Source organism: Actinoplanes sp. NPDC023714 (assembly GCF_040639855.1).
Taxonomy (GTDB): Bacteria; Actinomycetota; Actinomycetes; order Mycobacteriales; family Micromonosporaceae; genus Actinoplanes.
The window spans coordinates 45569-72560 of sequence record NZ_JBFAAR010000006.1 but is presented as its reverse complement, the minus strand read 5'-3'; the positions used below and the strand labels follow the sequence as shown (position 1 = coordinate 72560).

Here is a 26992-nt window from a genome sequence, read left to right as displayed (position 1 = left end):
ACCGGCCGGTCCGCTTCCTCGTAACCTGACCGCACGGTCCGGTTATGACAGGGGGCGGTTTCATGAAGGCTGTTGTCACATCGGACTATGGGCAGCAAATCACCGTCGCCGACATCCCGGCGCCACGGCCGGGGCCGGGTCAGATGCTCGTGAGGATCCGGGCCGCCGCGCTCAATCCGGTCGATCTCGCCGTCGTCCGGGGCGGGATCGCCGAGCTGACCTTTCCTCATGTGCTCGGCAACGACTTCGCCGGCACGGTCGCGGAGGTCGGTTCCGGCGTGACGGGCTATCGGGCCGGCGACGAGGTGTTCGGGCACGCCATGCCCCGGGCCCTGCGCGCCATCGCCGGGCAGGGCAGGCCGTCGCTGGGGACGGGCACGCTCGCGGAGTTCGCCGTCGTCGAGGCGGATACGCCGTTCATCGCCCACCGGCCGGCTTCTTTGAGCCCCGTCGACGCGGCCGCGCTCGGCACCGCCGGCATCACGGCTCGCGCCCTCGCCCTCACGGCCGGCATCCAGGAGGGTGAGAGAGTCCTGGTCGTGGGGGCCACCGGTGGCGTCGGCACCACGCTGCTGCCTCTGCTGCGGGGCGCTCACGTGATCGCTACCGGGCGCCCCGGCGATACAGAGCTGCTGCGTGGGCTGGGTGCCGACGAGGTGATCGAATACGGTCAGTACCCCGCCGGCGTGGACACTGTTCTCAACCTTGTCCTGCCATCGGATCGGCTGGGCGATGTGGCCCAAGCCCTGCGGCCCGGCGGGCGGCTCTTCACGATCACGTTCCCGGTCCCCCGCCCTGAGTACATCGGCCGCGACGACGTCGAATTCCGGCTGGTCCTCGATGTTGAAGGGGAGCTCGGCGGGGCCGCGGAGGTGACCGGGCTGCGGGCGACGGTGGGCCGCACATACTCGCTGGACGAGGGGCCGCTTGCCTACCGCGGTCTCGTCGACGAGCACGTCGTCGGCAAGCTCGTCGTGGTGGTGTGAATCGTCGCGCCCGGGTCCCCGTGAGCCCGGGCGCGACGACGGGTGTCAGGGCAGGGTCCACCGCTGGTTGGTGCCGGCGAAGCAGTCCCAGATCTGCAGCCGCGTGCCGTTGGCCGAACTGTTGTTCTGGGCATCGAGGCAGCGGCCGCTCGACGGGTTCCGCAGAGTCCCGTCGGAAGCCGATTGCCAGCGCTGGGCGCCCGTACCGTTGCAGTCGTAGATCTGGACCAGCGAGCCGTTCGTGGTCCCGGCGGCGTTCACGTCGAGGCACTTGCCGAGCGCGCGGATCGTGCCGTCGGCGCCCACCGTCCACGTCTGGGCGGAAGTGCCGTTGCAGTCGTAGAGCTGCACGGCCGTACCGTTGGCGCTGTTGGCACCGGCGATGTCGACACATTTGCCGGCGATCCCGGTGATGCGGCCGGTCCTGCCCGTCGGCGGCGTGCCGCCCATGACCGTCTCGTAGATGGCGCTGACCAGCGAATTCGCCCCGGTCGCGTCCTGGGACAGCTCCCAGTTCATGATGCCGCCGGCGTTCGCCATGGCCCACTGCGTCTTGCGCCGGATCGTCGGCAGGCCGTTGTAGCACTCGCCGGACGGGGTGCAGTCCCGGTTCGCGTTGGCCGGGTCCTGGGCGACGAGCTGCGCATAAGTCAGGTAGCCGGGCCGGCTGTAGAACGGCACACCCAGCACGGTCTTGGCCTTCGGCAGACCGCGGCTCTTCCAGAAGTTCGCCGCGTTGATCGACCAGTCGTAGTTGGCGTGCGGGCTTCCGCCGTCGTACGCCATGATGTTGAGCCAATCGACGTAGCCGAACACCGCTGGCTGGACGCCGTTCGCGGTGCCGCCCTCGCTCACGACCGCGGCGGTGAGCAGCTTGCCCTCGTTGTGCAGGGCGGTGCTGAGCTGACCCATCAGCGCCGTGTAGTTGGTCGCGGACGCGCCGGGATCGGGGTATTCCCAGTCCATGTCGACGCCGTCGAGGCCGTATTGGCGGACCACGCCCATCACGGTGTTCACGAACGTGGTGCGGGTGCCGGCGTTCGCGGCCAGGGTCTCGAACGCCGAGTCGTTGCCGTCGTTCCAGCCGCCGATCGCGAGGGACACCTTGACGTTGTTCTGGTGGCCGAGGGTGACGAGCTGCTGCAGCTTCGCGGTGTTCTCGATCGGCTGCAGGGTGCCGTTCGCGTTGGGCAGCGCGAACGAGTAGTTGATGTGGGTCAACTTCGAATACTGGATGGCGGTGACGCTGCCGGCCCAGGAGGGCATGTAGCCGACGCTCTTGAAACCGCCGGGCAGCACCGCGGCCTGGGCGGCGGTGGCCTGGCCGGCGACCGCGAGACCGGTGCCGGCCAGGACTGCCGCGAGCGCGGCCGTGACCGATCGTCTGAGGTTCATGGGGACGCGACCCTTTCATGGGGGATGAGCAGGGGCGCGTCAAACGTTAAGAACGTTAACAGAAGGCGGTCAATATGATGCGTCGGTTCCGGAACAAAATGACGTGTTACACAAGCTCTCGACCAAGCAACGCCGGCCCCGGAGCAGGCGTGCCCTGCGGCCGCGCCTGGCTTCGTGCGGTGCGCGAGGGGAAGGCAGGCAGACTGGGCACCCAGAGCGCGCTGGGCGCCGCCCGGCCCCCGGGGTTTCTATCGGGTGCAGGCTGGTAGGCCTGAAGTCCGCACCGACCGGACAGCCGGCGCCGAACCCTCGATCGGGACGCCTAAGGCTTCGCCGTGTCCGGCATGAGCCCGACGTGTGCGCGCTGAGCTTTGTCTCGGTCGGTCTGGGGTTGGGGCGTCATCGTTCGGTGCGCTGACTGCGTGCGAAGTCGGTGACTGCTTCGACCTGTTGTGGGGTGAGCCGGCTCGCGGCGGCCAGGAGGGAGCCGATTTCCTGGCCGGCCTGCTGACGTGGGGGTTCCGTGGTGGGAAGTCCCGCCATGACCAGCAGGTCAGCGAGCGGGATCTGCAGGGCTGGAGCGATGTACTCGAGGACTTCCGGGGTGGGTGCGAGGCGGCCGTCGAGCAGACCGTTGATGGTGGACTCCGCTCGCTCCGAGGCGCGGCTCAGCATCCGGGAAGTGATGCGTCGATTGGTCATCAGCCCTTGCAGAACGGCGGAGAACTCAACGGCCATGAGGCGAACGTAGTTCATCGGGTTCCGGATCCAGTCCAGGGCGGGCTCGGCGGGCGACCGACGCCTTCTTCGACGGTCCTGCGGCCGCCGACGGCCCGAGAGGGCGGGTGACCCTCACATGTGCAGGTCACCCGCCTCATACGGAATCACACAAGCGGCGTCTGCAGTTCGGTGACCCATTCGTCGCGATTTTCCGGGCATTCCAGGCTCACCTCGCGGGCGTAGCCGGTCGCGCGGTGCCCGCTCTCGTCGATCCAGCGCGCCAGTTTCTGCTCGGTCGGCATGACGGCGTCCATCGAGCCGCGGTGGACGATGGTCGCGGCCTTCTCGATCGCCGGGAGATCGACGATGCGCAGACGGGGATCGTCGGCCGAGGCGGCCGCCACCTCGATGCCGGCGTGCACCACGATCCGTCCGTCGGAAGCGTCCTCGTAGTAGGCGACACCCGGACCTGTCGGATTTATCCCCAGTGTCGCGAGAAGAGCCATCAAGTCGTCGTAGAGCGGCCCGATCACCGGCCCGATGTCCGACGGCTCGTAACTGTCCGCCACGGCGACCAGCTCGGCCACCCTGACGGACGGAATCCGCTTCACCACAACATCGTCGGCAGACATCCTGCCCTCCCTCTCCAAAGCCTGGAGACGCGCCTCGACCTGCACCAGCCGCCCCGTTGCGTCAGCGATCGCCACGGACAGCTCGACCTGCCGCAACCGCAGCATCCCGCGCAGCTCGTCGGTGCCGACCGACTCGTCGACGATCGACTGGACCTGGCGCAGGGTGAACCCCAGGTTCTTGAGCGCGACGATGCGGTTGAGCCGGGAGAGCTGGGAGGCCGTGTAGAAGCGATAGCCGCTGGACGGGTCGACGTGGGCGGGGCGCAGCAGTCCGATCTCGTCGTAGTGACGCAGCATCCGGACCGACACGCGCCCGGTACGGGCGAAGTCTCCGATGGTGAACATGATGTCTCCGACTTCACCGCCTCACATGGTGTGAGGGTCAAGCATCACTTGGCGATAGGGATCGTATTGGCATGCCCGCATGCATTGCCTTGCATCTATGCGCAGTGGTGGGGTGGGACCACCATCCCCCCTGATCCCGGAGGTCGTTCATGAGACGACGTTCCCTCGCGGCCTTCGCCGCTGTCACGCTCTGCGCGACCGCGGCGTTCACCGCGTCCGCCCCCGCCGGGGCGGGGCCGGCCCCCGACCCCGCCGCCGAGTACGAGATCTATGACGTGCGCACCGAGGCGCAGCGCAACCAGATCGCCCGGGCCGGTGCGGCCATCGAGGACATCGAGCACGGCGTCGCCGCTGTCACGGCGACCGGCGCCGAGGTAAGCAAGCTGCGCAAGATAGGCTACAAGATTGAGGAAGCAGCGGGTGAGGTGACCACTCTCGACTTCCCGCCCGCCGACTCGGCCTATCACAACTACTCCGAGATGGTCGCCAAGGTGAACGCGGCGGCCACGAACTACCCGTCGATCGTGAGCAAGCGGGTCCTCGGCAAGAGCTATGAGGGCCGGGACATCGTCGCCGTGAAGATCTCCGACAACGTCGGGACCGACGAGTCCGAGCCGGAGGTCGTCTACCAGGCCAACCACCACGCCCGCGAGCACCTCACCGTCGAGCAGGCGCTCTATCTGCTGGCGCAGTTCACCACCGGGTACGCGACGGACAGCCGGATCAAGGCGATCGTGGACAGCCGGGAGCTGTGGATCATCCCGTCGGTGAACCCGGACGGCTCGGAGTACGACGTCGCGACCGGCAGCTACCGCTCGTGGCGCAAGAACCGGCAGCCGAACAGCGGTTCCAGCTATGTCGGCACCGACCTGAACCGCAACTACGGATATCAGTGGGGCTGCTGCGGCGGCTCGTCCGGCAGCACCTCGTCGGCCACCTACCGCGGGCCGTCGGCGTTCTCCGCGCCGGAGACCCGGGTGATCCGCGACTTCTACAACAGCCGGGTGATCGGCGGCGTCCAGCAGGTCAAGGCCGTCATCGACTTCCACTCGTACTCGAAGCTGGTGCTCTGGCCCTACGGCCACACCACGGCGAACACGGCCACCGGCATGAACGCCGACCAGGCCAACACGTTCGCGACGCTCGGCCGGCAGATGGCCGCCACCAACGGTTACACACCGCAGCAGTCAAGCGACCTCTACATCACCGACGGTGACTCGCTCGACTGGCTGTGGGGCGTCCACAAGATCTTCGCGTACACCTTCGAGCTCTATCCGGGCAGCTCGGGCGGCGGCGGCTTCTACCCGCCGGCCAGCGTCATCCCGACCGAAACTGCCCGCAACCGGACGGCGGCGCTCATGCTCGCCGAGGCCGCCGACTGCCCGTACAAGGTGATCGGAAAGCAGTCGACATACTGCTGACAATGGACGGGTGAGAGTCGATGTCGCCACGGTGCGGAAGCTGGTCGAGACGCAGTTCCCGGAGTGGGCCGATCGGGAGATCCGGCCGGTCACCTCGCACGGGACGGTCAACGCCATCTTCCGTATCGGCGACGATCTCACCGCGCGCTTCCCGTTCCTGAGCGGCGAAAACCCCGACTCTGCCGAGATCTTGCAGATCCGGCGGGGGCTCGAGACCGAGATGTACGGGGGGAAGCGCCTGCACGGCCGGACCCGGTTCGCCACGCCGCTTCCGGTGGCGCTCGGCGAGCCCGGTCCCGGATTCCCGGCCGCCTGGTCGGTGCAGACCTGGCTGCCGGGGACCGTCGCCACCGACGCCGACCCGGCCGGATCGGAGGATCTCGCCGCCGACCTGGTCGACCTGATCACGGAGTTGAGGTCGGTCGAGACGGACGGCGAGTCGTTCCGCGGCCGAGGGCGCGGTGGGGTGCTGGCCGATCACGATCAGTGGATGTCCCGCTGTCTTCAGGAAAGCGAGGGTCTTCTTCCCGTACGAAATCTTCGGGTTTTGTGGGAAGCCATGCGCAAGCTTCCCCGCGGCAGTGACCCCGACGTCATGACGCACTGTGACCTGATGCCGGGCAACCTGCTGGTGACCGGAAACCGCCTCACCGGCGTCCTCGACGTCGGCGGTTTCCAGCCGGCCGACCCGGCGCTCGACCTGCTCAGCGCGTGGCATCTGCTGGATCCGGGGCCGCGCGAGGTGCTGCGCAACGGCCTGACCTGCGGTGATGACGAGTGGGCGCGCGGGCAGGCGTGGGCCTTCGAGCAGTCGATGGGCCTTGTCTGGTACTACCGCGAGACCAACCCGGTGATGTCCGGAATCGGTCGCCGCACCCTCGAGCGCATCCTCGCCGACCCGGCGGTCTGATCACCAGTCCAGGTATTGCCGCTTCCAGGTGGCGAAGGCGTCGCCGAACTCGGCCTGGGCGGCGGCGACCAGGGTGGCCGGGTCGTCGGCGGGGGCCAGGCCGAACCGGTCGGCGAGCCAGGTCACGAACGCGTCGTGGTGCTCGCTGTGCTCGTCGTCGGGGTCGCGGTAGAAGACGACGCCGTCGTGGTCGACCATCGGCTCGCTGTCGAACGTGAGCAGGCGGAACAGCTCGCGGACGTTGCGGGCGACCACGTGCTCGCCGCCCTCGTCGCCGAAGACGATCACCGGGAGGTCGGGGCGGTCGTCGATCCTCCACAGCGCGTAGAAGGAGCCGCCGCCGGTGGCGCGGGCGAACGGGATCAGGCCGGCGAGGAACCCGGGGTCGGCGGACCAGCCCGCCTCGAGGCCCGAGGTGTCGTTCCAGTCGTCCAGGCCGAAACATTCCGAGTACGACTCGTAGCCGTGCCGCTCCTGGAACGCGTGCAGCAGGTTCAGCTCCGGGACCGGCGAGTATGCGGTGCTCACAGCGGCAGAGCGTAGCGACACCCACGGTCGGCGATATGAGCGACCCGGGATTTAAACATTGGCAACTATGAATGCCACGATCTTCTCAGCGGCGTCACCTACCGGGCACGCCCCTACTGAGGAGGACCCCCTATGCGCAGATGGCGAACCCTTCTGGCGACCGCGGCGGCGGCGTTCACGGCGGCCACCATGGGCGTGCTCGCGGCGCCCTCGGCCGCGGTCGCGGACGACGTCACCCCCTACGTCGTCGGCGGCACCCGCGCCTCCCAGGGCGAGTTCCCGTTCATGGTGCGGCTCTCGATGGGCTGCGGCGGCGCCCTCTACAGCTCGCGACTGGTGCTGACCGCCGCGCACTGCGTCAGCCGGACCGGTACCAACACCTCCATCACGGCCACCCTCGGCAACGTCGATCTGCAGGCCAGCGGCCGGATCACGGTGCGGTCGAACTACGTCTACCGGGCGCCCGGATACAACGGCAACGGCGACGACTGGGCTTTCATCCGCCTCGCCACCCCGGTCACCACCCTCGCTACCCTGCCGATCGCGACGTCGACGGCGTACGACTCGGGCACCTTCACCATCGCCGGCTGGGGCGCCAACCGGGAGGGCGGGTCGCAGCAGCGCTACCTGCTCAAGGCCACGGTGCCGTTCGTCAGCGACGCCACCTGCAACTCCAGCTCGATGTACGGCGGTGAGGTGATCGCGGCCGAGGAGATCTGCGCCGGGTACACCTCCGGCGGCGTCGACACCTGCCAGGGCGACTCCGGTGGCCCGATGTTCCGCCGCGACGCCTCCAACGCGTGGATCCAGGTCGGCATCGTGAGCTGGGGCGACGGGTGTGCCCGCCCGAACAAGCCGGGCGTGTACACGCAGGTCAGCTACTTCTCCTCGGCGATCCGGTCGGCGGCGGCGTCGCTCGGGGGCTGATCTGCTCCTGGCAGACAGCGGTGGTGCGGTGACCCGACGAAGAACATCATCGGGGGATGCCGGAGCTCACGTCCGTACCTCTGAAAGAGCTTGACCTGGCACTGCGGGTGTGGCGGGCCGCGGAGAGCGGCCACCCACCCGCGGTGCTGCTTCACGCCACCGGGAAGACCGCGGCCGATTGGGATCACGTCATCCCGGCCGGGCGGACCGTCGTGGCCGTGGATCTGCGCGGGCACGGGGCTAGTTCGTGGCCGGGGTCCTATCGGCTCGAGGAGTTCGCGGCCGATGTAGCCGGGGTCCTCGAGCGGTTGGATCTCGGGCCGGTGGATCTGGTGGGGCATTCGCTGGGTGGTCTCGTGGCGCTGCTGGTGGCGTCCTCGCGACCGGAATTGATCCGGCGGCTCGTGGTCGAGGACATCGGGATCCCGCATCCTCGGACGCCGTCTCTGCCGGAGCGGCCCGCCGGTGAGCTGCCGTTCGACTGGCGGATGGTGGAGCAGGTGCGGGCGCAGATCGACTCGCCGGACGTGGAGGCGTGGCGCTCTGTGGCGGCCCGGATCGTCGCGCCGGCGCTGGTGGTGGCGGGTGGGGCGGCCAGTCCGGTGCCGCAGGAGCATGTGGCGCTGCTGGCCTCGGTGATTCCGGGTGGGCGGCTCGTGACGATCGAATCCGGTCACCTGGTGCATTCGTCGCGGCCTGAAGAGTTCTGTCGGGTGGTGAGTGGGTTCCTGGACGGCGTGTAGGGCGGGAGCGATGCGGTCCCCCGCCCCTCACGACGCGTTGCTACTTGCCGGCGGTCTCCTCCGCGGCGCCCTCGTCCTGAGCGGCACCCTCGTCGGCAGCACCTTCCTCGGCAGCACCTTCCTCGGCGGCACCCTCTTCAGCGGCGCCTTCCTCGGCTGCGCCTTCCTCACCGGCCGCGCCTTCCTCGGCGGCGCCGGCGCCGGCTACGGCCTTGGCGTCGGCGAGCGCGAGGCAGGACTGGAGCAGGCTCTGCTGAGCGGAGGCGACGGCAGCGGCGGCGGCCTCAGCGTCGACCGCACCTCCTTCGGCGGCACCCTCTTCGGCAGCTCCGGCCTCTTCCTTGCCCGCCTTGTCCTTGCCGGCCTTGCCCGCCTTTTCGCCGGCTGCGGCCTTCCTCAGGACCTTGGCCCACTTCTTGGCCTGCGCCTTGTTCTCGGCCTTCGCGGCCTTGGAACCCGGAGCGGGAGCCTTCTCGGCCCCGGCGCCCGCCTCGTCACCGGCTCCGGCTTCCTCACCGGCACCAGCCTCTTCGCCAGCACCTGCGTCTTCGCCAGCACCGGCTTCCTCGCCAGCACCCGCCTCTTCGCCGGCGCCGGCTTCCTCGCCCGCCTCGGCTGCTGCCACGTCGGCGGCGAAGGTGTCGCAGGCTGCTTCCAGGGCCACCGCCGAGTCGGCGGCGGCGTCCTCCGGCGCCTGCTGTTCGACCGGGGCCAGCTCCTCGCCGTCGCAGATCACCGAACCGGCGTTGACCTGCAGTTCCGTACACTGCGAGACGTCGAACTGCTGACCGTCCACACTCACCAGATCGGCGGCTTTGGTCTCGGTTCCGGCCGAGGCCAGCTGTACTCCGGTCACCCCGGTGGCGACCAGCACTCCTGCTACGACGACAGCTCCGATGGTCTTCCGCCGGTTGCCGTCGTTGCGTCGGTACGAACGCGACCTCATGAACACTCCTCGTCGTGGACGTCGATGTCACCCCGGTCGGGGGCGGATACGGGCCGTGACGGGCGGGTGGTTCAACCGGGTTTTGCGCGATCACTACCGGACAGGGTGAAACCCCTGCTCAACGGCGAACCTGTGAATCGGCTTATTGATGAGATCACCCGTCGGAGGCGGGCGTTTCGGGGCATCATGACCGCATGACGGAAACCCTCGCTGTGAACAAGGATGCGGCCGAGGTGGTCTGGAGCCGGGCCGGCGCCGACCTGGGCGGCGGCGACGGCGACCGGCATCTCCGGGCGCTGCTGCTCGTCGACGGCATCGTGCGCAACTGCGGGCCGGCCCACGCGGCGCTCAGCTGCGAGCCGGCCGAGCTGTCCGCCGCCGCGGAGGCCTGCCGCTACCTGGGCCTGGACGATCTCGCCGCGGTGATGGCCGGGCTGCCGGCCGCGACCGCCGGTGACGACGCCGAGCGACGGGTCGACGACGCATATTACGACCTGGCGCCGGAGGACGAGACGATCCGGCGGGCGTTCGAGGCGCGGTTCGCGAGGACGCCCGGCGACTTCGAGGCGATCACGGCCCGGCGTTTCCCGAGGTACCACACGGCCGAGTGACGGGCTGGACACGGCCGACTACCCTCCGTGCTATCGATTGATAGCCATCAATACGGGGGTTAGTCGCATGGCGCGTTCGTACCATCTCGCAGTCGTCCTCGTCGCAGCCGCCGCCGGCGCTGTCGCTCTCGCCCCACCGGCCCGGGCCGCGGCCGCCGGCACCGCCCAGGTCTCCGGCAACCAGGTGCAGTTCTCGGCCGGCGCCGGAACCGTCAACGACGTCGTCGTGACCCGCTCCGGCCGGACCGTCACCGTCGACGACCGCGTCGCGGTCACGGCCGGCCCCGGGTGCGCCCCGGTCGAGGGCGACGCGACCATTGCGGTCTGCACGCTCAAGCGGAAGCCCGCCTCGGTCGTCGTCTACACCGGCGACCGCGACGACACCGTGGTGAACCGGACCGCCATCCCAGCGCAGATCGACGGCGGCGACGGCGACGACCGGCTGACCGGTGGGGGCGGCGGCGACTTCATCGGCGGCGGCGCGGGCGCCGACCTGATCGCCGGGCGCGGGGGCGACGACGATCTGCTCGGCGGCGGGGGTGACGACACCCTGCGGGGCCAGGCCGGCGACGATCGGCTGTCCGGCCAGGACGGCAACGACACGCTGCGCGGTGGCGCCGGCGTCGATGAGCTCGACGGCGGACCGCTCGTGGACCGGTGCGTGGCGGAGTCCGTCGTGGAGTGCGAGTTCTGACGTACGCATATGGGCCTTTCACCCGAGCCCCGGGCCACGCATGATCATCTATACTCCCGTTCATCACATCGACGCCTTTGACACGGGGGAGTTTCATGGCGCGTTCAACAAGCGTGGCCCGGATCGGCATCATCCTGCTCGCCACGATCGGCGCGGGCGTGCTCGCGTCGCCGGCCCAGGCGGCATCGACCGGCGTCGTGTCGGTCTCCAAGACCACCCAGGTCAAGTACACGGCCGGCTCCGGCAAGGCCAACAAGGTCGTCATCACCCGGTCCGGCCGGACCGTCACGATCGACGACAAGTACAAGATCAAGGCGGGCAAGGGCTGCAAGGCCGTCAAGGGTGACAAGACCAAGGTCCGCTGCAAGCTGAAGAAGAACCCGACCAAGGTCTTCGTGTACGCCGGCAGCAAGAACGACACGGTCACCAACAAGACGAGCATCCCGTCGCTGCTCGACGGCGGCACCGGCAAGGACAAGCTCATCGGTGGCTCGGGCGCGGACGATCTGATCGGCCAGTCGAACAACGACCGTCTCTACGGCGGTGGCGGCAACGACTACCTCACCGGTGGCAGCGGCCACGACACGCTCTTCGGCCAGGCCGGCAACGACGACCTGGCGGGCAACCACGGCAACGACACGCTCTACGGCGGTAGCGGCAACGACACGATGCAGGGCGACGGCACCTACATCGGCGACCGGGGCAACGACAAGCTCTACGGCGAGGGTGGCAACGACAGCCTCGAGGGTGGCTACGGCAAGGACTACCTCTCGGGTGGCACCGGCAACGACCGCCTCGACGGCGACGTCAACGCCGAGGACACCACGGGCGAGGTCGCCGCGGACGTGATCCTGGGCGGCCCGGGCGTCGACTCCGCCGACTACTACCGCGCCAAGGCGATCGTCGACCTCGACGGCTCCAAGGGTGACGACGGTGCTCCCGGCGAGGGCGACACCGTCGGCGCCGACGTGGAGAACCTCAACGGTGGCGACGGCGACAACATCTTCACCGGCAACAACGCCGCCAACGTCCTGAGCGGCGGCGAGGGCGACGACGTCTTCCGGGGCGGCGGCGGCAACGACAAGCTGTACGGCAGCTACGGCGCGAACGCCCTCTACGGCGACGACGGCGACGACCAGATCTTCAGCCGGTCCGCCGGCGAGGCGCCGCACACGTCCGACGGCGACAAGGTCGACGGCGGCGCGAACACCGCGGCCGGCGACCTCTGCTACACCAGCCCGGTCGACACGGTCACCGGCTGCGAGCGCTGACGCGCGATCACCGGCCGGGGCAGCGTCCGCTGTCCCGGCCTTCGTTCTACGGGGGGAATCACATGATCGCTCGGGTGGGGATCATCCTGCTCACCACGATCGGCGCCGGCGTCCTCGCCGCGCCGCCGGCCCAGGCCGCGTCCACCGGCGTCGTCTCGGTGACCAAGACGACCTGGGTCCAGTACAAGGCCGGCTCCGGCACCACCAACAAGGTCACCATCACCCGGTCCGGCCGGACCGTCACCGTCGACGACAAGGTGAAGATCAAGGCCGGCAAGGGCTGCAAGGCGGTCAAGGGCGACAAGACCAAGGTCCGCTGCAAGCTGAAGAAGAACCCGACCCGGGTCGTCGTCTACGCCGGCAGCAGGAACGACACGGTCGTCAACAAGACCGGCATCCGGGCCACGTTCGAGGGCGGCTCCGGCAACGACGTCCTGGTCGGCGGCTCCAACCTGGACCGGCTGTTCGGCAACTCCGGCGCCGACCGGATCTACGGCGGCGGGAACAACGACTACGCCCACGGCGGCACCGGCAACGACAAGCTCTACGGCCAGGGTGGCAACGACTATCTGTACGGCAACGAGAACGACGACACCCTCTACGGCGGTGAGGGGTTCGACGTCCTCGCCGGCGACACCGGCAACGACAAGCTGTACGGCGAACGCCACTACGACCGGCTGACCGGTGGCGCCGGCAACGACCGCCTCGACGGCGGCGCGGGACCGGACGTCCTGGACGGCGACAAGCCCGGCGTGATCGGCGCCGACGTGATCCTCGGCGGCCCGGACGACGACATGGTCATCTACCGCCGGGCCACCGCGACCGTCGACCTGGACGGCGCGAAGGGCGACGACGGCGCGCCCGGCGAGCGCGACTCGGTCGGCTCCGACGTGGAGGACATCACCGCGGAGGGCTCCGGCACATACGTCCTCACCGGCAACAACGCCGCCAACTGGATCCGCGGCGGCTCCGGCGACGACGTGATCCGCGGCGGTGGCGGCAACGACGAGATCTACGGCGACGCCGGCGCCAACCGCCTCTTCGGCGACGCCGGAGACGACAAGATCCACGGCAGCGACTTCTACGAGGACGCCGCCGACACCCTCGACGGCGGCACGAACACGCCGGAGATCGGCGACCTGTGCTGGCTGGGCGGCACCGACACGGCTACCGCCTGCGAGCGGCTGCCCTGATGAACGTGGTGGGCCGGCCCCGCCCCGGCCCACCACCCCTCGGCTGACGCCCCTGCTCAGCCTCTCGAGGGCTCCGGCGGATTCGGCCCGGACGTCACGCCTGCGGAATGACGGCATCCGGATCGGTGAAGCGGGCGCGTGCTGCGGCCATCTCGGCGGCGTGGTCGACGGCCCACTGGCCGAGCGCCATCACCAGCGGCAGCAGCGATCGGCCCAGGTCGGTGATGCGGTAGGTGGTTCGCTGCTCGGTTGCGGTTCGGCTGATCAGGCCGTCGTACTCGAGGTGGCGCAGGGTACGGGTGAGGATCCGCCTGCTGAGTCCTTCGACGGCCCGGTCGAGTTCGTTGAAGCCGTACTCCCGGTCAGCTACCAGGGCCAGGATCAGGACGCTCCACTTCTCCCCCACCCGGCTGAGCACCCCACCTGCGTCGCAGGTGTCGCGGGCGGCGCTGGTCACGGGGGTGGCGATCACCGGTGACATGGATGTGCCTTCTTTCGCCGGGAAGGGGCGGCTTCCACGATGACAGCATGCGCACAGTGGTCATCACGGGCGGGACGCGTGGCATCGGCGGCGCCCTCGCGAGAATCCTGACGGAACGCGGCGACCGGGTGGTGGCGCTCGGCTCCGCCGACGCCGATCTGGCCACGGTGGAGGAGACCGAGGCGCTCGTGGAGAAGCTGCCCGATCGGATCGATGTGCTCGTGCTGGCGGCCGGCGCCTTCAGCACCCGGCGGGTGGAGACGGCGACCGGGCTCGAGCGGTCGTTCGCGATCAGTGTGCTGTCGCGGTTCGTGCTGGTCGAGCGGCTGCTGCCGGCTCTGGAGCGCGGCGAGGGGCCGATCGTGGTGAGCCTGTGCGGCGTGGGCGGGATTCCGGCCGGGCGGATCCACTGGGACGATCTGCAGCTGACCCGCGGGTATTCGCTGTTCACCGCGACGATGCAGGGCGCCCGGGCCCTCGACCTGCTCGGCGCCGGCTTCGCGGCCCGGCATCCGCGGAGCCCGGTCCGCTATCTGCTCTGGAATCCGCTGTTCGTCGGCACCGGCATGCACCGGCAGCTCGGCCGGCCGATGCGCTGGATCACGGGGGCCGCTGCCGCCGTACTCGCGGAACGCCCTGACCCGGCGGCGGAACGCCTGGCTCGCGCCCTCGACGAGCTGCCGGCAGCGCAGCTGACGGCGCTGCGGAAAGGCCGCCCGATAAATCTCGCCACCGACCCGGCCGACGCCGTGCGCCTTTACGCGGCGCTGGAAAAAATGGCCGAACGGCCATAGCGGAACCGTTCGGCGTCCCCGGTGGAAACGGCGGCGTAGATTCAGTCGCCGAAAGGACCGCATTCGACCGGGAGGGAAGCAGCTCGATGAACATTCAACGATTCGGCGCGGTACTCGCCGGCACCGTTCTGATCGGCGCCGGCGGCCTGGCCGCGGCGACCGCACCGGCCTCTGCCGCACCCGTTCCGCAGTCCGCGATCACCCATTCCATACCGCGTCCGGCCTTCTGGGAAGGCTATCGGGACGGTCGCCGCGACGGCTTCAAGGCCGCCCGGGAGGACTGCCTGGCCCCGGCGCCGGCGGCCCTGAAGGGTCTGGCCGCCGACGACAACATGGATTACATGGACGGGTACGAAGAGGGCTGGAGGCGCGGTTTCTACGAAGGTTACGAAACGTATTGCTGAAGGGGCTCGGTCACCGCTATCGGTCGTACAGATCGGCGATCTCGGCGGCGTATTTATCGGTGATGACACGCCGGCGCAGTTTGAGCGTCGGCGTGAGCTCCCCCGTTTCCGGGGTCCAGCCGTGCGGCAGGATCCGGAACGATTTCACCTGCTCGGGGCGGGCCAGTCTGATGTTCGCCGCCTCGACCGCCGCGGTGATCTCGGCGAGCACCGCCGGGTCGCCGGCGAGCGACGCCGTGGAGTCGCCGGTCAGGCCGCGGGCCCGGGCCCAGAGCGGCAGCACCTCCTCGTCGAGGACGATCAGCGCGGTCACGTAGGGGCGGCGGTCGCCGATCGCGACGGCCTGGGCGATCAGCGGGTGGGCGCGCAGCAGGTTCTCGATCTGGGCCGGTGAGATGTTCTTCCCGCTGGAGTTGATGATCAGTTCCTTCTTGCGGTCGGTGATCGTCAGGTAGCCGTCGTCGTCGAGGACGCCGACGTCGCCGGTGGCGAGCCAGCCGTCGGCGTCGGTGATCGGTTCGACGCCGCCGTCGGCGCGCAGGTAGCCGGCCGCCACGAGCGGGCCGCGGACCAGGATCTCGCCGTCCTCGGCCAGCTTGAGCTCCATGCCCGCGTTGATCCGGCCGACCGTCCCGGTGCGGAAGTGGTCCGGCGTGTTGATCGTGGCGGTGCCGGTGGTCTCGGTCATCCCCCACACCTCGAGCACGTCGACGCCGAGGCTCGCCAGATAGAGCAGCACCTCGACCGGGATCGGCGCGGCGCCGCTGCCGGCCCAGAGCATGTTGTCGAGGCCGAGCTTGGCGCGCAGCGGCCGGAGCACCTTCTCGTCGAGGGCGGCCACCTTCGCGGCCAGCTCGGCGGGCACCTCCTGCTCGGCTTCACGCAGCTTGTACGCCTCCAGGGCGGCCTCGCGTGCCACGTCGACGGCCGCCTTGACCTGCGGGTCGGCGGCGGCGAGCTGGGCCTGCACGCCGGCCACGAACTTCTCCCAGATGCGCGGCACGCCGAAGAACGACACCGGCCGCACCTGGTTCAGCCCGGCGAGCAGCTGCGTCGGGTCGGGGCAGATGGTGACGTGCCCGGTCCGGTAGATCGGGTTGTAGACGCCGAGCACCCGCTCGGCGATGTGCGCCAGCGGGAGGTACGCCAGCGACGGGGCGTGGTCGGGCACGGCCGGCACCACCGCTTCGAGGACCACCGACTGGTAGATGACGTTGTGGTGGGTGAGCAGCACGCCTTTCGGGTCACCCGTGGTGCCCGACGTGTAGAGCATGGTGACCGGCTGCTCGGGCCGGACCTCGCGCCAGGTCTTCTCGAAGGCGCCGAGATCGCCGTCGCCACGGGAGATCACGTCGGCGAGGGTGAGGCCGCTGCCGTCCACCACGACGACATGGCGGAAGGACGCGGCGGCCGGGCCCCATCGCTCCAGGAGGGCGGCGTTCTCGACCACCAGGATCTCCGCGCCGCTGTGCCGGGCAAGATAGCCGAGCTGCTCTGAGGACAGGGTCGCATAGACGGTGGACGGCACCGCCCCGAGATGCACGGCGGCCAGATCGACCAGCCAATGCTCGGGCCGGCTGGACATCATGATCAGCAGCCGGTCGCCGGAGCGCAGGCCGAGGTCGGCGAGCCCCCGGGAGAGGACCGCGACCTCGTCGCGCAGTTCGCGCCAGGTGCGGGTGCGCTCGTCGCCGAGCACGCTGAGCGCCGGCAGGTCGCCGCGCTCGGTCGCGTTGCGGTGGAGCAGCGCGGGAATGGTCAGGCCGCGTGCGGTGTCGGCGCACCGCTGGGCGAGGGAGGGGTCCATGGTCGTGCCTCCTTCTGGCCGTGTGCCGCAGAGGCGGCGGACGGATTTCCGGCAGAGAGGGGTGGCGCTCTTTTGCGGCACTGTAAACCCCGGTTAACTTTCTGGGAAGGGGCCAGCGCGGAAGCGTCCGCCTAGCGGAGAATCAGCCCTAACATCAGGCCTTTAAGACGGCCATGCAGAGGCGCACCAGGTGGCGGTCCATGCCGCTGCGCCGGTCGAACCGCACCCACCGGCTCAGATCGGTGACCACGTTGAGCGCCGCGTGCACCAGCAGCCGCGCCTCGGCGGCCGGGAGCTCCGGGCGCAGCCGGCCCAGCAGCCGCACCCACTCCTCCACGTGCAGCCGCTGCACCTTGCGCAGCTCGTGCCGGTCGGCCTCGGGCAGATTGTTGTTCTCGGCGAGGTAGACCGAGACCAGCGCGCTGCGCTCGAAGGTGAGGTCGACGTAGGACTCGGCCATCCGCCGCAGCGCGTCCTCGTCGCCGTCCGCCGCGGCGAGCGCGACCGCGGTGGCCTCGGCGACCCGCTCGGACGCCCGGTAGAAGGCGGCGGCCAGGATGTCGGCCTTGCCGGGGAAGTACCGGTAGACACTGGACGCGTTGATCCCCGCGGCCCGGCCGATCTCCTCGACACCGACCGCGTGGTATCCGTACCGATGAAAGAGCTTGACCGACTCGGCCAGAAGGATCTCGCGGCGCGCGCCCACCCGCACGGACTGCTCTTCCGGAGGTCCCGCAGGGACCGGCAGGGGCGTCGGTGGATCGCCGAGCAGCACCGACCACGCAGCCCGCCGCAGCGCCGCCTCACCCCGGCCCTTCGCGATGGCCGCACGATGCGTGCCGGGACTGCCGAACACGCTGAGAGCGGCCCTGACCAGCGCTTCGGCATCCGGCTTCTCAAGACCAGAGCGAAGAGCGAGCAAGGGTACGGCCAACCGCCCCACCAGCGTCTCGACGTCAGCGAGGAACTCTTCCCGGTGATCGGCGTCGAGGTAGCGCCACTCCCACTGATAGAGGCCCGCGACCTTGCGCCCCTCGACGGCCAGCCGCGCCAGGGCCGACAGCAGCTCGTCGAGGTCGGATGACTCGGTGGCGGCGAGGATGGTGTCGGCGAGTTGCCGGGTGGCGAAGACCAGCATCGCGTACTTGTTGGGGAAGTGCCGGTAGATCGCCGGGCCGCTGATCCCGACCGCCGTGGCGATCTCGTCGAGGCTCACGCCGTGGTAGCCGTGCTCGCAGAACATCTCGGCCGCGGCCAGCGCGAGCTGCGCCTTGCGGTCCTTCGGGCGCTTCCGGACCGCCGGCGCCGGCTCTCCGGAGGCCTCTGCGATGCTCACGCGAGACAGCCTAGTCGTGATCCGCAGTTCGCGTCACTGTCGTCCGCGTAGCCTTGACATCAAGCGGAAACATCGGCAAAAGTTAGCCGCAATTCGCACCCGAGGGAGTACGCGTGACTACCGAGGCCTTCATCTACGACGCCGTGCGGACCCCGCGCGGGCGCGGCAAGAAGACCGGTTCGCTGCACGGGGTGAAGCCGCTCTCGCTGGTCGTCGGGCTCATCGACGAACTGCGCCGGCGCTTCCCCGACGTGGACCCGGCCGAGATCGACGACGTCGTGCTGGGCGTCGTCTCGCCACTCGGCGACCAGGGCTCCGACATCGCCAAGACGGCCGCCATCGCGGCGGGCCTGCCGTACACGACGGCCGGTGTCCAGCTCAACCGCTTCTGCGGCTCCGGGCTGGAAGCCGTCAACATCGCCGCCCAGAAGATCCGCTCCGGCTGGGAGGACCTGATCCTCGCCGGTGGGGTCGAGTCCATGTCGCGGGTGCCGATGGGCTCCGACGGCGGCGCCTGGGCGCTCGACCCGGACACCAACCTGAAGACCGACTTCATTCCGCAGGGCATCAGCGCCGACCTGATCGCCACCCTCGACGGGTTCAGCCGGGAGACCGTCGACGCGTACGCGGTCGGCTCCCAGCAGAAGGCCGCGAAGGCCTGGCAGAACGGCTACTTCGACAAGTCCGTGGTGCCGGTCCGCGACCGCAACGGACTGCTCATCCTCGATCGCGACGAGCACATCCGCGCCGACTCCACGGTGGAGAGCCTCGGTAAGCTGCCCGCCTCCTTCGCGGTGATCGGCGACCAGGGCGGCTTCGACGCCGTGGCGCTGCAGAAGTACCACTGGGTCGAGAAGATCAACCACGTCCACTCGGCCGGCAACTCGTCCGGGATCGTGGACGGCGCGGCACTCGTCATGATCGGCTCGGAGGCCGCCGGGGTGCGCGCCGGCGTCCAGCCCCGCGCCCGCATCGTCGCCGCGGCGCTCAGCGGCGCCGACCCGACGATCATGCTGACCGGCCCGGCCCCGGCCGCCCGCAAGGCGCTCGACAAGGCCGGCCTCACCGTCGACGACCTCGACCTCGTCGAGATCAACGAGGCGTTCGCGGCGGTCGTCCTGCACTTCATCGACGACCTCAAGCTCGACCCGGAGATCGTCAACGTGAACGGCGGCGCGATCGCCATGGGACACCCGCTGGGCGCGACCGGCGCCATGATCCTCGGCACCCTCGTCGACGAGCTGGAGCGGCGCGGCGGGCGATACGGCCTCGCCACCCTCTGCATCGGCGGCGGCATGGGCATCGCCACCATCGTCGAGCGGCTCTGAGGGAGAACGCGCACATGACCGAAACCATCCGCTGGGAGCAGGGCGAGGACGGCATCGTCGTGCTCACCCTCGACGACCCGGCCCGCGGCGCCAACACCATGAACGACGCGTACGTCCGCAGCATGGGCGAGACCGTCGAGCGCCTCGAGGCCGAACGCGACTCCATCACCGGCGTCATCATCACCTCGGCCAAGAAGTCCTGGTTCGCCGGCGGCGACCTGGACCAGCTCGGCTCGGTCCCGGCCGACCGCGGCGCCGACGTCTTCGAGCTCGGCACCCGGGTCAAGGGCCAGCTGCGCCGGCTCGAGACCCTGGGCAAGCCGGTGGTGGCCGCCCTCAACGGCTCGGCGCTCGGCGGCGGCCTCGAGCTCGCGCTCGCCACCCACCGCCGGATCGCGCTGAACGACCCGCGCATCGAGTTCGGCCTGCCCGAGGTCACCCTCGGCCTGCTGCCGGCCGGCGGCGGCGTGGTCCGCACGGTCCGGCTGCTCGGCCTCACCACGGCGCTCACCCAGGTGCTGCTCCAGGGCACCCGGCACCGCGCGCCGGCCGCCAAGGAGCTGGGCCTCATCGACGAGCTGGTCTCCTCCGAGGAAGAGCTGCTCGCGTCGGCCCGCGCGTGGATCCTCGCAAACCCGGCGGCGGCCCAGCCGTGGGACACCAAGGGCTACAAGATTCCCGGCGGCACGCCGTCCACCCCGGCCCTCGCGGCGATGCTGCCCGCGTTCCCGGCGAACCTGCGCAAGCAGCTCAAGGGCGCGCCCTACCCGGCGCCGCGCAACATCCTGTCCGCCGCGGTCGAGGGCGCGCAGGTCGACGTCGACACCGCGTTCGTCATCGAGTCGCGCTACTTCGTCGAGCTGGTCACCGGCCAGGTCTCCAAGAATATGATCAAGGCGTTCTTCTTCGACCTGAACGAGGTGAACAACCGCTCGGTCGGCGACGTCCCGCCGATCAAGAAGATCGCGGTGCTCGGGGCCGGGATGATGGGCGCGGCGATCGCCTATGTCGGCGCCAAGTCCGGCGTCGAGGTGGTGCTGCGCGACGTCTCTCTGGAGGGCGCGCAGAAGGGCAAGGGCTACTCGGAGAAACTGGTCGCCAAGGCCGTCGGCCGCGGCCGGATGACCCCGGAGAAGGGCCAGGCCCTGCTCGACCGGATCACCGCGACCGCCGACGTGGCCGACCTGGCCGGCGCCGACGTGGTGATCGAGGCGGTCTTCGAGGACCCGGCGCTCAAGCACAAGGTCTTCGCCGAGATCGAGGACATCGTGGCGCCGGACGCGCTGCTCTGCTCCAACACCTCGACGCTGCCGATCACGCTGCTCGCCGAGGGCGTGCGCCGCCAGGCCGACTTCATCGGCCTGCACTTCTTCTCCCCGGTCGACAAGATGCCGCTCGTCGAGATCATCAAGGGTGCGAAGACCGGTGACCTCGCCGTCCGCCGGGCGCTCGCCGTGGTGAAGCTGTTCCGCAAGACGCCGATCGTGGTGAACGACAGCCGCGGCTTCTTCACGAGCCGGGTCATCGGCACCTTCACGAACGAGGGCATCGCCATGCTCGCCGAGGGCGTCCCGCCGGCCAGCATCGAGCAGGCCAGCAGCCAGGCCGGCTACCCCGCGCCGGTGCTGCAGCTCATGGACGAGCTGACCCTCACGCTCCCCCGCAAGATCCGCAAGGAGTACCAGGCCGCCGCGGGTGACGCCTACGTGGCCCACCCGGCCGACGCCGTCATCGACCGGATGATCGACGAGTTCGAGCGCCCGGGCCGTTCCGGCGGTGCGGGGTTCTACGAATATGCCGACGGCAAGCGGACCGGTCTCTGGCCGGGACTCTCCGCCTTCGCCACCGACGGCGGCCGGCAGATCCCGTTCGAGGACCTCAAGGAGCGGATGCTCTTCATCGAGGCGATCGAGACGGTCAAGTGCCTCGACGAGGGCGTGCTGCTGTCGGTCGCGGAGGCCAACATCGGCTCCATCTTCGGCATCGGCTACCCGGGCTGGACCGGCGGCGTCCTGCAGTACATCAACGGCTACCCGGGCGGCCTGCCCGGCTTCATCGCGCGGGCCGAGGAGTTGGCCGCGCGCTACGGCGATCGCTTCGCTCCGCCTCCGCTGCTGCGGGCGAAGGCTTCCGCCGGGGAGACTTTCTGACGCTTGGTTTTTCAGCGGGCCGGTTTCACCGTACGGGTGACCGGCCCGCTCTCAGCTCCGCCACCGTGCCGCACGGTGATCCCACCAGCGGTCGTCCGTCGGCGCTGCGACGAAGGCCTCGTCGGCCACCCAGCTCGCGTAGTCGTCGGCGCCCATCGCGGCGATCAGGGCCTCGGTCTGGGTGGTCTGGGCGGCCAGGGCCTTGACCTTGCGCTGCAGGGTGGCCGGGTCGAGGGTGAGGTACAGGGCCAGGTCCGGCTCCGCGGTGGTGATCGGGTAGCCGGGCTCGAAGACGGCGAAGCGCTCGTGGACGGGTCGCCAGCGGTGCGCCCACGACGCGGGGACGGCGGACTGCAGCAGCCTCGTGCCGGCCGGGACGGCCGCCTCCACCCAGCGCGCGACGGCCTGATGATCGGGATGGCCGGTGTTGCCGTCCGGCCCGAACGAGACGAGAGTGTCCGGCCGTACCCTCGCCATCAGCTCGGAAAGCCGGGCCACGGCTTCGCTCGGCGACACCCGCGCGCACTCGCCGTCGCGGTAGCCGAGCTGGTGATGCTCGGTGACACCCAGAATCGTGAGGCATTCGCGCAGCTCGCCGGTGCGCTGCACGGCGAGGCGGCCGGGCGGCCATCGTGCGGGATCGGCGGTGCCTCGCTCGCCGCGGGTGGCCGTCACGCAGACGACGCGCGAACCGGCGTCGGTGGCGAGGGCCATGAGGCCGCCGGAGAGGTAGGCCTCGTCGTCGGGGTGGGCCCAGATGCCCATGATCGTTCCGAGATCTCTCATGGGGTCACTGTGGAGCGGGCACCTTGCCGGATACTTGCCGGCCGGTGACTCACCGGGGGAAGGTCGCCAGCTCCTTGACCGCCGTCGCCAGTTCCAGGTCGTAGCCCGCCTCGATCAGCTGCTGGCAGCCCGGGTCGCCGGCCATCGCGAGCCGCCGGATGTCGTGAATGGAGGCGCTCACCCGGTCGCGCGCCTCCCGGACGATCTGCGAGGAGTCGCCGCGCCACCCGTACGCGTCGAGCAGCAGCCGCAGCCGCCGCGACCGGTCCCCGAACGCCGTGAACCCCTCGGCCGCCGCGACCTCGCGCGCCGACAGCGGCACCCAGGCGAACGCCGTGAACGCCAGATCGGCCTCCACCGTCACCGGCCCGGCGAAGTCCCAGCCGGCGAACCCGGTGAGCCGCCCGTCCGCGTAGTGCGCGTTGCACGGCGCCGCGTCGTTGTGCCCGATGATCAGCCCGGGCTCCCAGGCGCCGCCCTTGCGCCAGACCGCACCCTCCGGCGGGACGAAGCCGGCGACCGCGGCGTGGTACTCCCGCAGCCACTGCGCGACCTGCCACAGCGTCTCATCGCTGTGCGTCCACGGGGGCCACGGCCTCTCGTCGCCGACGGTCTCGCCCGGCAGCAGGGTGAGGATCTCCCGCCCCTGCTCGTCGATGCCACGGGCCGCCGGCGCGCCGTCGAACCCGGCGTCCTCGAGGTGCGTGAGCAGCGCGTGTACCGCCGGCGTCCACGCTCCGGCCGGCCGCCGCACGGTCTCCCCGACGCGGACCGCCCCTCCCGTCCGGCCGCCGGACAACCCCCGTTCCCCGCTCATGATCAACTACGGTAACCCGGGAGCGCCCGATCCCGCGCGCCCGGAATCCTCCGAGCCGCCTCCCAGCCGGGCCATAGCGGGCACACAGCCCAGCTCAGCCGGGCCGGGACGCCGCTCTGTTCCGCTGATCACTCTCCGGGCGACGCCGCGCGCCCGGTCCGGCAGCCACCCACCCGCGATCTTGTTGATTTGTGCAGGACCGGGGCGGGCCCGATCAACAAGATCGAGGCAGGGCGACCGCGCCCACCCCCACCCGCGATCTTGTTGATCGGCGCAGGAACGGGGCAGTGCCGATCAACAAGATCTGTGAGGGTTGGCCGCACCCACGCGCGATCTTGTTGATCTGTGCGGGAACGGGACCGGTGCCATCAACAAGATCGCGGAGGGGTGAGCGGAGGGAGGGGTGAGGGCGTCGGGGTGGCGGTCACGGCCTGGTCATGGTGAGCCATGCCAGGAGGGCAGGGTCACGGTGGCGAGGCGGCGGTAGTAGGGGTCGGATCGCGACAGCTCGTCGTGGGTTCCCTCGGCCGTCACCATGCCGCCGTCGACGACCAGGACGCGGTCGGCGGACTGGACCGTGGAGAAGCGGTGGGCGATCACGACGAGGGCGCAGACCGCTGAGACCTCGCGCAGGGCTTCGGCCAGGGCGCGTTCGCCGTCCGGGTCGAGGTGGGCGGTGGGCTCGTCGAGGAGGATGAGGCGGGGGCGGGCCAGCAGGCAGCGGGCGATGGCCACCCGCTGGCGCTGCCCGCCGGAGAGCCGGCGCCCGCGCTCGCCGACCGGGGTGTCGAGGCCGCGGGGCAGGGCGGCGACCACGGCGGTCAGACCGGTCATCCGCAGCACCCGGGCCAGCTCCGCGTCGGTCACGCGAGAGTCGGTGAAGCGAGAGTCGGTGAAGCGAGAGTCGGTGAAGCGAGAGTCGGTGAAACGGGCACCGTAGAGCAGGTTCTCCCGGAGCGTCCCGGCCAGCAGCGGGCAGTCCTGCTCGACCAGACCGACCGCGGCACGATGGCGGGCATAAGAGGCAAACCGCACGTCGCGGCCGTTGAGCAGCACGGCGCCCCGGTCCGGCTCGTAGAAGCGCTCGGCCAGCGCGAAGATGGTGGACTTGCCGGCGCCGGACGGGCCGACGAGGGCGATGTGGCCGCGGGCCGGGACCGTGAAGCTGATGCCGCGCAGCACCGGGCGGGTCCTGTCGTAGCCGAACCAGACGTCGCGGAACTCGAGGACCGGGCCGGGCCGGCGGGCCATCGGGACGACCGCCACCGCCTGATCTTTTTCAGTCGGCAGCGACAGCATCTCGTTGATCCGGTGCAGTGCGCCGGACCCCTGCTGGACGGCGCTGACGGCCTGGAAGATCTCGTAGATGGGCGAGGAGAGGTAGGTCATCGCGAGGGTGAACGCGACGAGCCGGCCGAGGCTGGTCTCACCGGCGGCCACCCGGGTCGAGCCGACCAGCAGCACGGCCAGGAAGGCGCCGCTGACCGCGAGGTCGTTGGTCGGGCCGGAGAGCGCGACGAGGCCGGCCATCCGCAGGTTGGCGACGTAGGCTCGGCCGGCCGCCCGGTCGATCCGGGCCGCCTCCACGGGTTCGGCGCGGCAGGCGCGGACGGTGCGGACACCGCCGAGTGCCCGTTCCAGGTCGGCGGTGAGCGTGCCCTCGGCGTTCTGCGCGGCCCGGGACGCCACCCGCAGCCGGCTCACCACGGCGAGCAGGCTGCCCACCGCCACCCCGAAGAGCACCACGACCATGAGCAGCAGCCACCGGTCGAGCCAGCCGAGCACCACCACGGTGGCGATCAGGCCGGCGACCCCGGCCACGCCGGTGCCCATGCTCTGCGCCACGAGGGTCTTCACGATCGTGGTGTCGCCACAGGCGCGGGCGATCAGGTCGCCGGTGCGTACCCGATCGAGAACGGACAGCCGGACGCGCAGGACGTGGCCCGCGACGGTCCGGCGCAGGTTCCGGGTCATGGTCTCGCCGGTGTACGCCTGCACCCATCGGGCCAGTGCGAGCGCCGACGCCTGCGCCGTGAACAGGCCGGCCAGGGCGCCGAGCACCGGCCACGGGACGGTTCCGCCCGCCGCCGCGTCGATGGCCCGGCCGGCAAGCAGCGGCTGGGCCAGGGCGAGCCCGGAGCCGAGCAGGCTGAGGGCGGCCGCGAGGGCGATCCACCGGCGGTACCCCTCGGTGAGGCGCCGCAGATCCCGCCAGCGGGCCAGATCGGCGGGGGCGGAATCCGGCATAGCCCAACTCCTCGGCAGATATCCCGACAATGACCAGACGCTAGGCAGGCATCCGGACCGGCAACAACCCGGTGGTCACTCCCGGACAGGCGAGAAGCGGCGCGAGATTCCCCCGGCCGGGCTGCAAGAAAGGAGAAGAGACAATGAGCGGATGCTGACCGCGCTCACCACCGGCGACGATCTGGAAGCCGCCGTCGCGACCCCCGACGAGACGAGATCCCGGCACGAACTGCTCGGCTGGGCCTGCGCCGTCGCCGAGCGGATCGCCGGGGCCGAGCGGGTCGCCGTCGACGCGAAGCCCGGCCTGCCGACGATCGCCGCGGTCGCCGGGGCGCTGCTCGCGGGCGTCCCGATCGTGCCGGTGCCACCGGACGCCGGCGAACTCGAGCGGGCGCACATCCTGAGTGACTCCCGGGCCGCCCTGATGCTCTCGGACGACCCCGCCGCCACGGGCGGGTCCCCCGTACAGATCATGGGGATCAGTGACCAGAAACGGCCAGGCAGCATGCCGCCGGAGCCGGAAGCGAAGCGACCGGCGCTGGTGCTCTACACGAGCGGGACCACCGGGCCGCCGAAAGGTGTGGTGATCTCCCGCGCCGCGCTCGCCGCCGGCCTCGACGGGCTCGCCGAGGCCTGGCGATGGACCGCCGGCGACACGCTCGTGCATGGCCTCCCGCTCTACCACGTGCACGGGCTGGTGCTCGGCGTGCTGGGTCCGCTGCGGCTGGGTGGGTGGTTGCGGCACACGATCAAGCCCACACCCCATGGGTACGCGGGGACGACCGGCTCGATGTATTTCGGCGTGCCGACGGTGTGGTCCCGGATCGCCCAGGCGCCCGACGCGGCCCGCGCCCTCCGCCGAGCCCGGCTTCTCGTCTCCGGGAGCGCCCCGCTGCCGGTGCCGGTGTTCGACGCCATCGAGGAGCTGACCGGGCAGGCGCCGGTCGAGCGCTACGGCATGACCGAGACGCTGATCACGGTGAGCGCCCGGGCGGACGGCGAGCGGCGGGCGGGGCACGTCGGCCTGCCACTTCCCGGAGTGGAGACGAGGCTTGTGGACGAGAAGGGCGGAATCGGTCACCTCCAGGTCAAGGGGCCGACGCTGCTCGACGGCTATCTGCGCGGCGACGGCATCGAGCCGCCGCCGCTGGACGACGGCTGGTTCCCGACCGGCGACGTCGCCACGATCGGGCCGGACGGCTGGCACCGGATTGTCGGCCGCGCCTCCACCGACCTGATCAAGACGGGCGGGTACCGGGTCGGCGCCGGCGAGGTGGAGGACGCGCTACTGCTGCACCCGGCGGTCCGCGAGGCCGCCGTGATCGGCACCCCGCACCCCGACCTCGGCGAGCAGGTCACCGCGTTCGTGGTGGCGTCCGCGGTCACCCCGGAGGAGCTGATCGGGTACGTGGCGGACCGGCTCGCCGCGCACAAACGGCCCCGGGTCGTGCACCTGGTCGGCGAGCTGCCGCGCAACGGCATGGGAAAGGTGCAGAAAAAACTGCTCCATGACCGGTGAC

At 70.5% G+C, this 26992-nt stretch carries 24 protein-coding genes and 1 pseudogene; 14 read left to right on the top strand and 11 right to left on the bottom strand.

The window, feature by feature from the left end; all coding sequences use genetic code 11:
- Positions 1–62 precede the first annotated feature (62 nt).
- Positions 63–986 (top strand): NADP-dependent oxidoreductase, encoded by a 924-nt coding sequence (locus AB0G10_RS25920; protein ID WP_360926702.1) that lies wholly within the window; start codon positions 63–65, stop codon positions 984–986.
- A 45-nt stretch (positions 987–1031) separates the two neighbouring features.
- On the opposite strand, the gene AB0G10_RS25915 is transcribed toward AB0G10_RS25920, so the two are convergent.
- From AB0G10_RS25915 to AB0G10_RS25905, 3 genes are all read right to left on the bottom strand, one after another.
- On the bottom strand, positions 1032–2381 hold the full coding sequence (locus tag AB0G10_RS25915; RefSeq protein WP_360926700.1) for a glycosyl hydrolase family 18 protein: 1350 nt from the start codon (positions 2379–2381) through the stop codon (positions 1032–1034).
- 399 nt (positions 2382–2780) lie between these two features.
- Positions 2781–3119, bottom strand: a complete 339-nt coding sequence (locus tag AB0G10_RS25910; RefSeq protein WP_360926697.1) for a helix-turn-helix transcriptional regulator — start codon at positions 3117–3119, stop codon at positions 2781–2783.
- A gap of 146 nt (positions 3120–3265) precedes the next feature.
- Complete coding sequence (locus AB0G10_RS25905) at positions 3266–4078, bottom strand: MerR family transcriptional regulator (protein WP_360926694.1); 813 nt, start codon at positions 4076–4078, stop codon at positions 3266–3268.
- A 278-nt stretch (positions 4079–4356) separates the two neighbouring features.
- Between AB0G10_RS25905 and AB0G10_RS25900 the strand changes: the two are divergent.
- Both AB0G10_RS25900 and AB0G10_RS25895 read left to right on the top strand, forming a co-directional pair.
- A pseudogene (locus tag AB0G10_RS25900) lies at positions 4357–5496 on the top strand (M14 family metallopeptidase); the annotation flags it as partial.
- A 13-nt stretch (positions 5497–5509) separates the two neighbouring features.
- Positions 5510–6409, top strand: a complete 900-nt coding sequence (locus tag AB0G10_RS25895) for an aminoglycoside phosphotransferase family protein (protein ID WP_360926691.1) — start codon at positions 5510–5512, stop codon at positions 6407–6409.
- Here the strand turns inward: AB0G10_RS25895 and AB0G10_RS25890 are convergent, their stop codons facing one another.
- The gene (locus AB0G10_RS25890; RefSeq protein ID WP_360926689.1) at positions 6410–6937 is read right to left on the bottom strand and encodes a hypothetical protein; all 528 of its coding nucleotides are present in this window, start codon (positions 6935–6937) and stop codon (positions 6410–6412) included. It lies immediately after the preceding gene.
- Positions 6938–7069: 132 nt separating this feature from the next.
- Between AB0G10_RS25890 and AB0G10_RS25885 the strand changes: the two genes are divergently transcribed.
- Positions 7070–7864, top strand: a complete 795-nt coding sequence (locus AB0G10_RS25885; RefSeq protein ID WP_360926686.1) for a serine protease — start codon at positions 7070–7072, stop codon at positions 7862–7864.
- 56 nt (positions 7865–7920) lie between these two features.
- Complete coding sequence (locus AB0G10_RS25880) at positions 7921–8607, top strand: alpha/beta hydrolase (protein ID WP_360926683.1); 687 nt, start codon at positions 7921–7923, stop codon at positions 8605–8607.
- A gap of 40 nt (positions 8608–8647) precedes the next feature.
- On the opposite strand, the gene AB0G10_RS25875 is transcribed toward AB0G10_RS25880, so the two are convergent.
- On the bottom strand, positions 8648–9553 hold the full coding sequence (locus AB0G10_RS25875; protein ID WP_360926680.1) for a hypothetical protein: 906 nt from the start codon (positions 9551–9553) through the stop codon (positions 8648–8650).
- Positions 9554–9747: 194 nt separating this feature from the next.
- Between AB0G10_RS25875 and AB0G10_RS25870 the strand changes: the two genes are divergently transcribed.
- From AB0G10_RS25870 to AB0G10_RS25855, 4 genes are all read left to right on the top strand, one after another.
- On the top strand, positions 9748–10164 hold the full coding sequence (locus AB0G10_RS25870; protein ID WP_360926677.1) for a hypothetical protein: 417 nt from the start codon (positions 9748–9750) through the stop codon (positions 10162–10164).
- Between the two features lie 67 nt (positions 10165–10231).
- Positions 10232–10858 (top strand): hypothetical protein, encoded by a 627-nt coding sequence (locus tag AB0G10_RS25865; protein WP_360926674.1) that lies wholly within the window; start codon positions 10232–10234, stop codon positions 10856–10858.
- A gap of 95 nt (positions 10859–10953) precedes the next feature.
- Positions 10954–12129, top strand: coding sequence for a calcium-binding protein (locus AB0G10_RS25860; RefSeq protein WP_360926671.1), 1176 nt, complete (start codon positions 10954–10956; stop codon positions 12127–12129).
- Between the two features lie 62 nt (positions 12130–12191).
- Positions 12192–13322 carry a calcium-binding protein gene (locus tag AB0G10_RS25855; protein WP_360926668.1) on the top strand — a complete coding sequence of 377 codons (1131 nt, stop codon included), beginning with the start codon at positions 12192–12194 and terminating at the stop codon, positions 13320–13322.
- Between the two features lie 94 nt (positions 13323–13416).
- Here AB0G10_RS25855 and AB0G10_RS25850 read toward each other — a convergent pair whose 3' ends face one another.
- Positions 13417–13803 carry a helix-turn-helix domain-containing protein gene (locus tag AB0G10_RS25850; protein ID WP_360926665.1) on the bottom strand — a complete coding sequence of 129 codons (387 nt, stop codon included), beginning with the start codon at positions 13801–13803 and terminating at the stop codon, positions 13417–13419.
- Positions 13804–13850: 47 nt separating this feature from the next.
- Between AB0G10_RS25850 and AB0G10_RS25845 the strand changes: the two genes are divergently transcribed.
- Together AB0G10_RS25845 and AB0G10_RS25840 are read left to right on the top strand one after the other, a co-directional pair.
- Complete coding sequence (locus AB0G10_RS25845; protein ID WP_360926662.1) at positions 13851–14597, top strand: hypothetical protein; 747 nt, start codon at positions 13851–13853, stop codon at positions 14595–14597.
- Positions 14598–14683: 86 nt separating this feature from the next.
- Positions 14684–15001, top strand: coding sequence for a hypothetical protein (locus AB0G10_RS25840; RefSeq protein ID WP_360926659.1), 318 nt, complete (start codon positions 14684–14686; stop codon positions 14999–15001).
- A 16-nt stretch (positions 15002–15017) separates the two neighbouring features.
- Here AB0G10_RS25840 and AB0G10_RS25835 read toward each other — a convergent pair whose 3' ends face one another.
- Both AB0G10_RS25835 and AB0G10_RS25830 read right to left on the bottom strand, forming a co-directional pair.
- Positions 15018–16808 (bottom strand): AMP-dependent synthetase/ligase, encoded by a 1791-nt coding sequence (locus tag AB0G10_RS25835; RefSeq protein ID WP_360926656.1) that lies wholly within the window; start codon positions 16806–16808, stop codon positions 15018–15020.
- Between the two features lie 154 nt (positions 16809–16962).
- Positions 16963–18144 carry a TetR family transcriptional regulator gene (locus tag AB0G10_RS25830; RefSeq protein WP_360926654.1) on the bottom strand — a complete coding sequence of 394 codons (1182 nt, stop codon included), beginning with the start codon at positions 18142–18144 and terminating at the stop codon, positions 16963–16965.
- A gap of 113 nt (positions 18145–18257) precedes the next feature.
- Here AB0G10_RS25830 and AB0G10_RS25825 point away from each other — a divergent pair, with 113 nt between their 5' ends.
- Together AB0G10_RS25825 and AB0G10_RS25820 are read left to right on the top strand one after the other, a co-directional pair.
- Complete coding sequence (locus tag AB0G10_RS25825) at positions 18258–19472, top strand: acetyl-CoA C-acetyltransferase (protein ID WP_360926651.1); 1215 nt, start codon at positions 18258–18260, stop codon at positions 19470–19472.
- A 14-nt stretch (positions 19473–19486) separates the two neighbouring features.
- The gene (locus tag AB0G10_RS25820; RefSeq protein ID WP_360926648.1) at positions 19487–21622 is read left to right on the top strand and encodes a 3-hydroxyacyl-CoA dehydrogenase NAD-binding domain-containing protein; all 2136 of its coding nucleotides are present in this window, start codon (positions 19487–19489) and stop codon (positions 21620–21622) included.
- 51 nt (positions 21623–21673) lie between these two features.
- On the opposite strand, the gene AB0G10_RS25815 is transcribed toward AB0G10_RS25820, so the two are convergent.
- The 3 genes from AB0G10_RS25815 to AB0G10_RS25805 form a co-directional block, all read right to left on the bottom strand.
- Positions 21674–22408, bottom strand: a complete 735-nt coding sequence (locus tag AB0G10_RS25815; RefSeq protein WP_360926645.1) for a PIG-L family deacetylase — start codon at positions 22406–22408, stop codon at positions 21674–21676.
- Between the two features lie 49 nt (positions 22409–22457).
- Positions 22458–23225 carry an aminoglycoside phosphotransferase family protein gene (locus AB0G10_RS25810; protein WP_360926642.1) on the bottom strand — a complete coding sequence of 256 codons (768 nt, stop codon included), beginning with the start codon at positions 23223–23225 and terminating at the stop codon, positions 22458–22460.
- A gap of 435 nt (positions 23226–23660) precedes the next feature.
- Positions 23661–25472, bottom strand: coding sequence for an ABC transporter ATP-binding protein (locus AB0G10_RS25805; protein WP_360926639.1), 1812 nt, complete (start codon positions 25470–25472; stop codon positions 23661–23663).
- A 151-nt stretch (positions 25473–25623) separates the two neighbouring features.
- Between AB0G10_RS25805 and AB0G10_RS25800 the strand changes: the two genes are divergently transcribed.
- Positions 25624–26991, top strand: a complete 1368-nt coding sequence (locus tag AB0G10_RS25800) for an AMP-binding protein (RefSeq protein ID WP_360926636.1) — start codon at positions 25624–25626, stop codon at positions 26989–26991.
- Position 26992 lies beyond the last annotated feature (1 nt).

What these genes read in the sequence shown, in the direction of transcription:
- AB0G10_RS25860 (WP_360926671.1), top strand. Translation starts at nt 10,954, where the DNA reads ATGGCGCGTTCAACAAGCGTGGCCCGGATCGGCATCATCCTGCTCGCC.
- AB0G10_RS25835 (WP_360926656.1), bottom strand. Translation starts at nt 16,808, where the DNA reads ATGGACCCCTCCCTCGCCCAGCGGTGCGCCGACACCGCACGCGGCCTG.
- AB0G10_RS25865 (WP_360926674.1), top strand. Translation starts at nt 10,232, where the DNA reads ATGGCGCGTTCGTACCATCTCGCAGTCGTCCTCGTCGCAGCCGCCGCC.
- AB0G10_RS25840 (WP_360926659.1), top strand. Translation starts at nt 14,684, where the DNA reads ATGAACATTCAACGATTCGGCGCGGTACTCGCCGGCACCGTTCTGATC.
- AB0G10_RS25850 (WP_360926665.1), bottom strand. Translation starts at nt 13,803, where the DNA reads ATGTCACCGGTGATCGCCACCCCCGTGACCAGCGCCGCCCGCGACACC.
- AB0G10_RS25915 (WP_360926700.1), bottom strand. Translation starts at nt 2,381, where the DNA reads ATGAACCTCAGACGATCGGTCACGGCCGCGCTCGCGGCAGTCCTGGCC.
- AB0G10_RS25885 (WP_360926686.1), top strand. Translation starts at nt 7,070, where the DNA reads ATGCGCAGATGGCGAACCCTTCTGGCGACCGCGGCGGCGGCGTTCACG.
- AB0G10_RS25870 (WP_360926677.1), top strand. Translation starts at nt 9,748, where the DNA reads ATGACGGAAACCCTCGCTGTGAACAAGGATGCGGCCGAGGTGGTCTGG.
- AB0G10_RS25855 (WP_360926668.1), top strand. Translation starts at nt 12,192, where the DNA reads ATGATCGCTCGGGTGGGGATCATCCTGCTCACCACGATCGGCGCCGGC.
- AB0G10_RS25910 (WP_360926697.1), bottom strand. Translation starts at nt 3,119, where the DNA reads ATGGCCGTTGAGTTCTCCGCCGTTCTGCAAGGGCTGATGACCAATCGA.
- AB0G10_RS25810 (WP_360926642.1), bottom strand. Translation starts at nt 23,225, where the DNA reads ATGAGCGGGGAACGGGGGTTGTCCGGCGGCCGGACGGGAGGGGCGGTC.
- AB0G10_RS25875 (WP_360926680.1), bottom strand. Translation starts at nt 9,553, where the DNA reads ATGAGGTCGCGTTCGTACCGACGCAACGACGGCAACCGGCGGAAGACC.
- AB0G10_RS25815 (WP_360926645.1), bottom strand. Translation starts at nt 22,408, where the DNA reads ATGAGAGATCTCGGAACGATCATGGGCATCTGGGCCCACCCCGACGAC.
- AB0G10_RS25920 (WP_360926702.1), top strand. Translation starts at nt 63, where the DNA reads ATGAAGGCTGTTGTCACATCGGACTATGGGCAGCAAATCACCGTCGCC.
- AB0G10_RS25800 (WP_360926636.1), top strand. Translation starts at nt 25,624, where the DNA reads ATGCTGACCGCGCTCACCACCGGCGACGATCTGGAAGCCGCCGTCGCG.
- AB0G10_RS25845 (WP_360926662.1), top strand. Translation starts at nt 13,851, where the DNA reads ATGCGCACAGTGGTCATCACGGGCGGGACGCGTGGCATCGGCGGCGCC.
- AB0G10_RS25880 (WP_360926683.1), top strand. Translation starts at nt 7,921, where the DNA reads ATGCCGGAGCTCACGTCCGTACCTCTGAAAGAGCTTGACCTGGCACTG.
- AB0G10_RS25905 (WP_360926694.1), bottom strand. Translation starts at nt 4,078, where the DNA reads ATGTTCACCATCGGAGACTTCGCCCGTACCGGGCGCGTGTCGGTCCGG.
- AB0G10_RS25820 (WP_360926648.1), top strand. Translation starts at nt 19,487, where the DNA reads ATGACCGAAACCATCCGCTGGGAGCAGGGCGAGGACGGCATCGTCGTG.
- AB0G10_RS25805 (WP_360926639.1), bottom strand. Translation starts at nt 25,472, where the DNA reads ATGCCGGATTCCGCCCCCGCCGATCTGGCCCGCTGGCGGGATCTGCGG.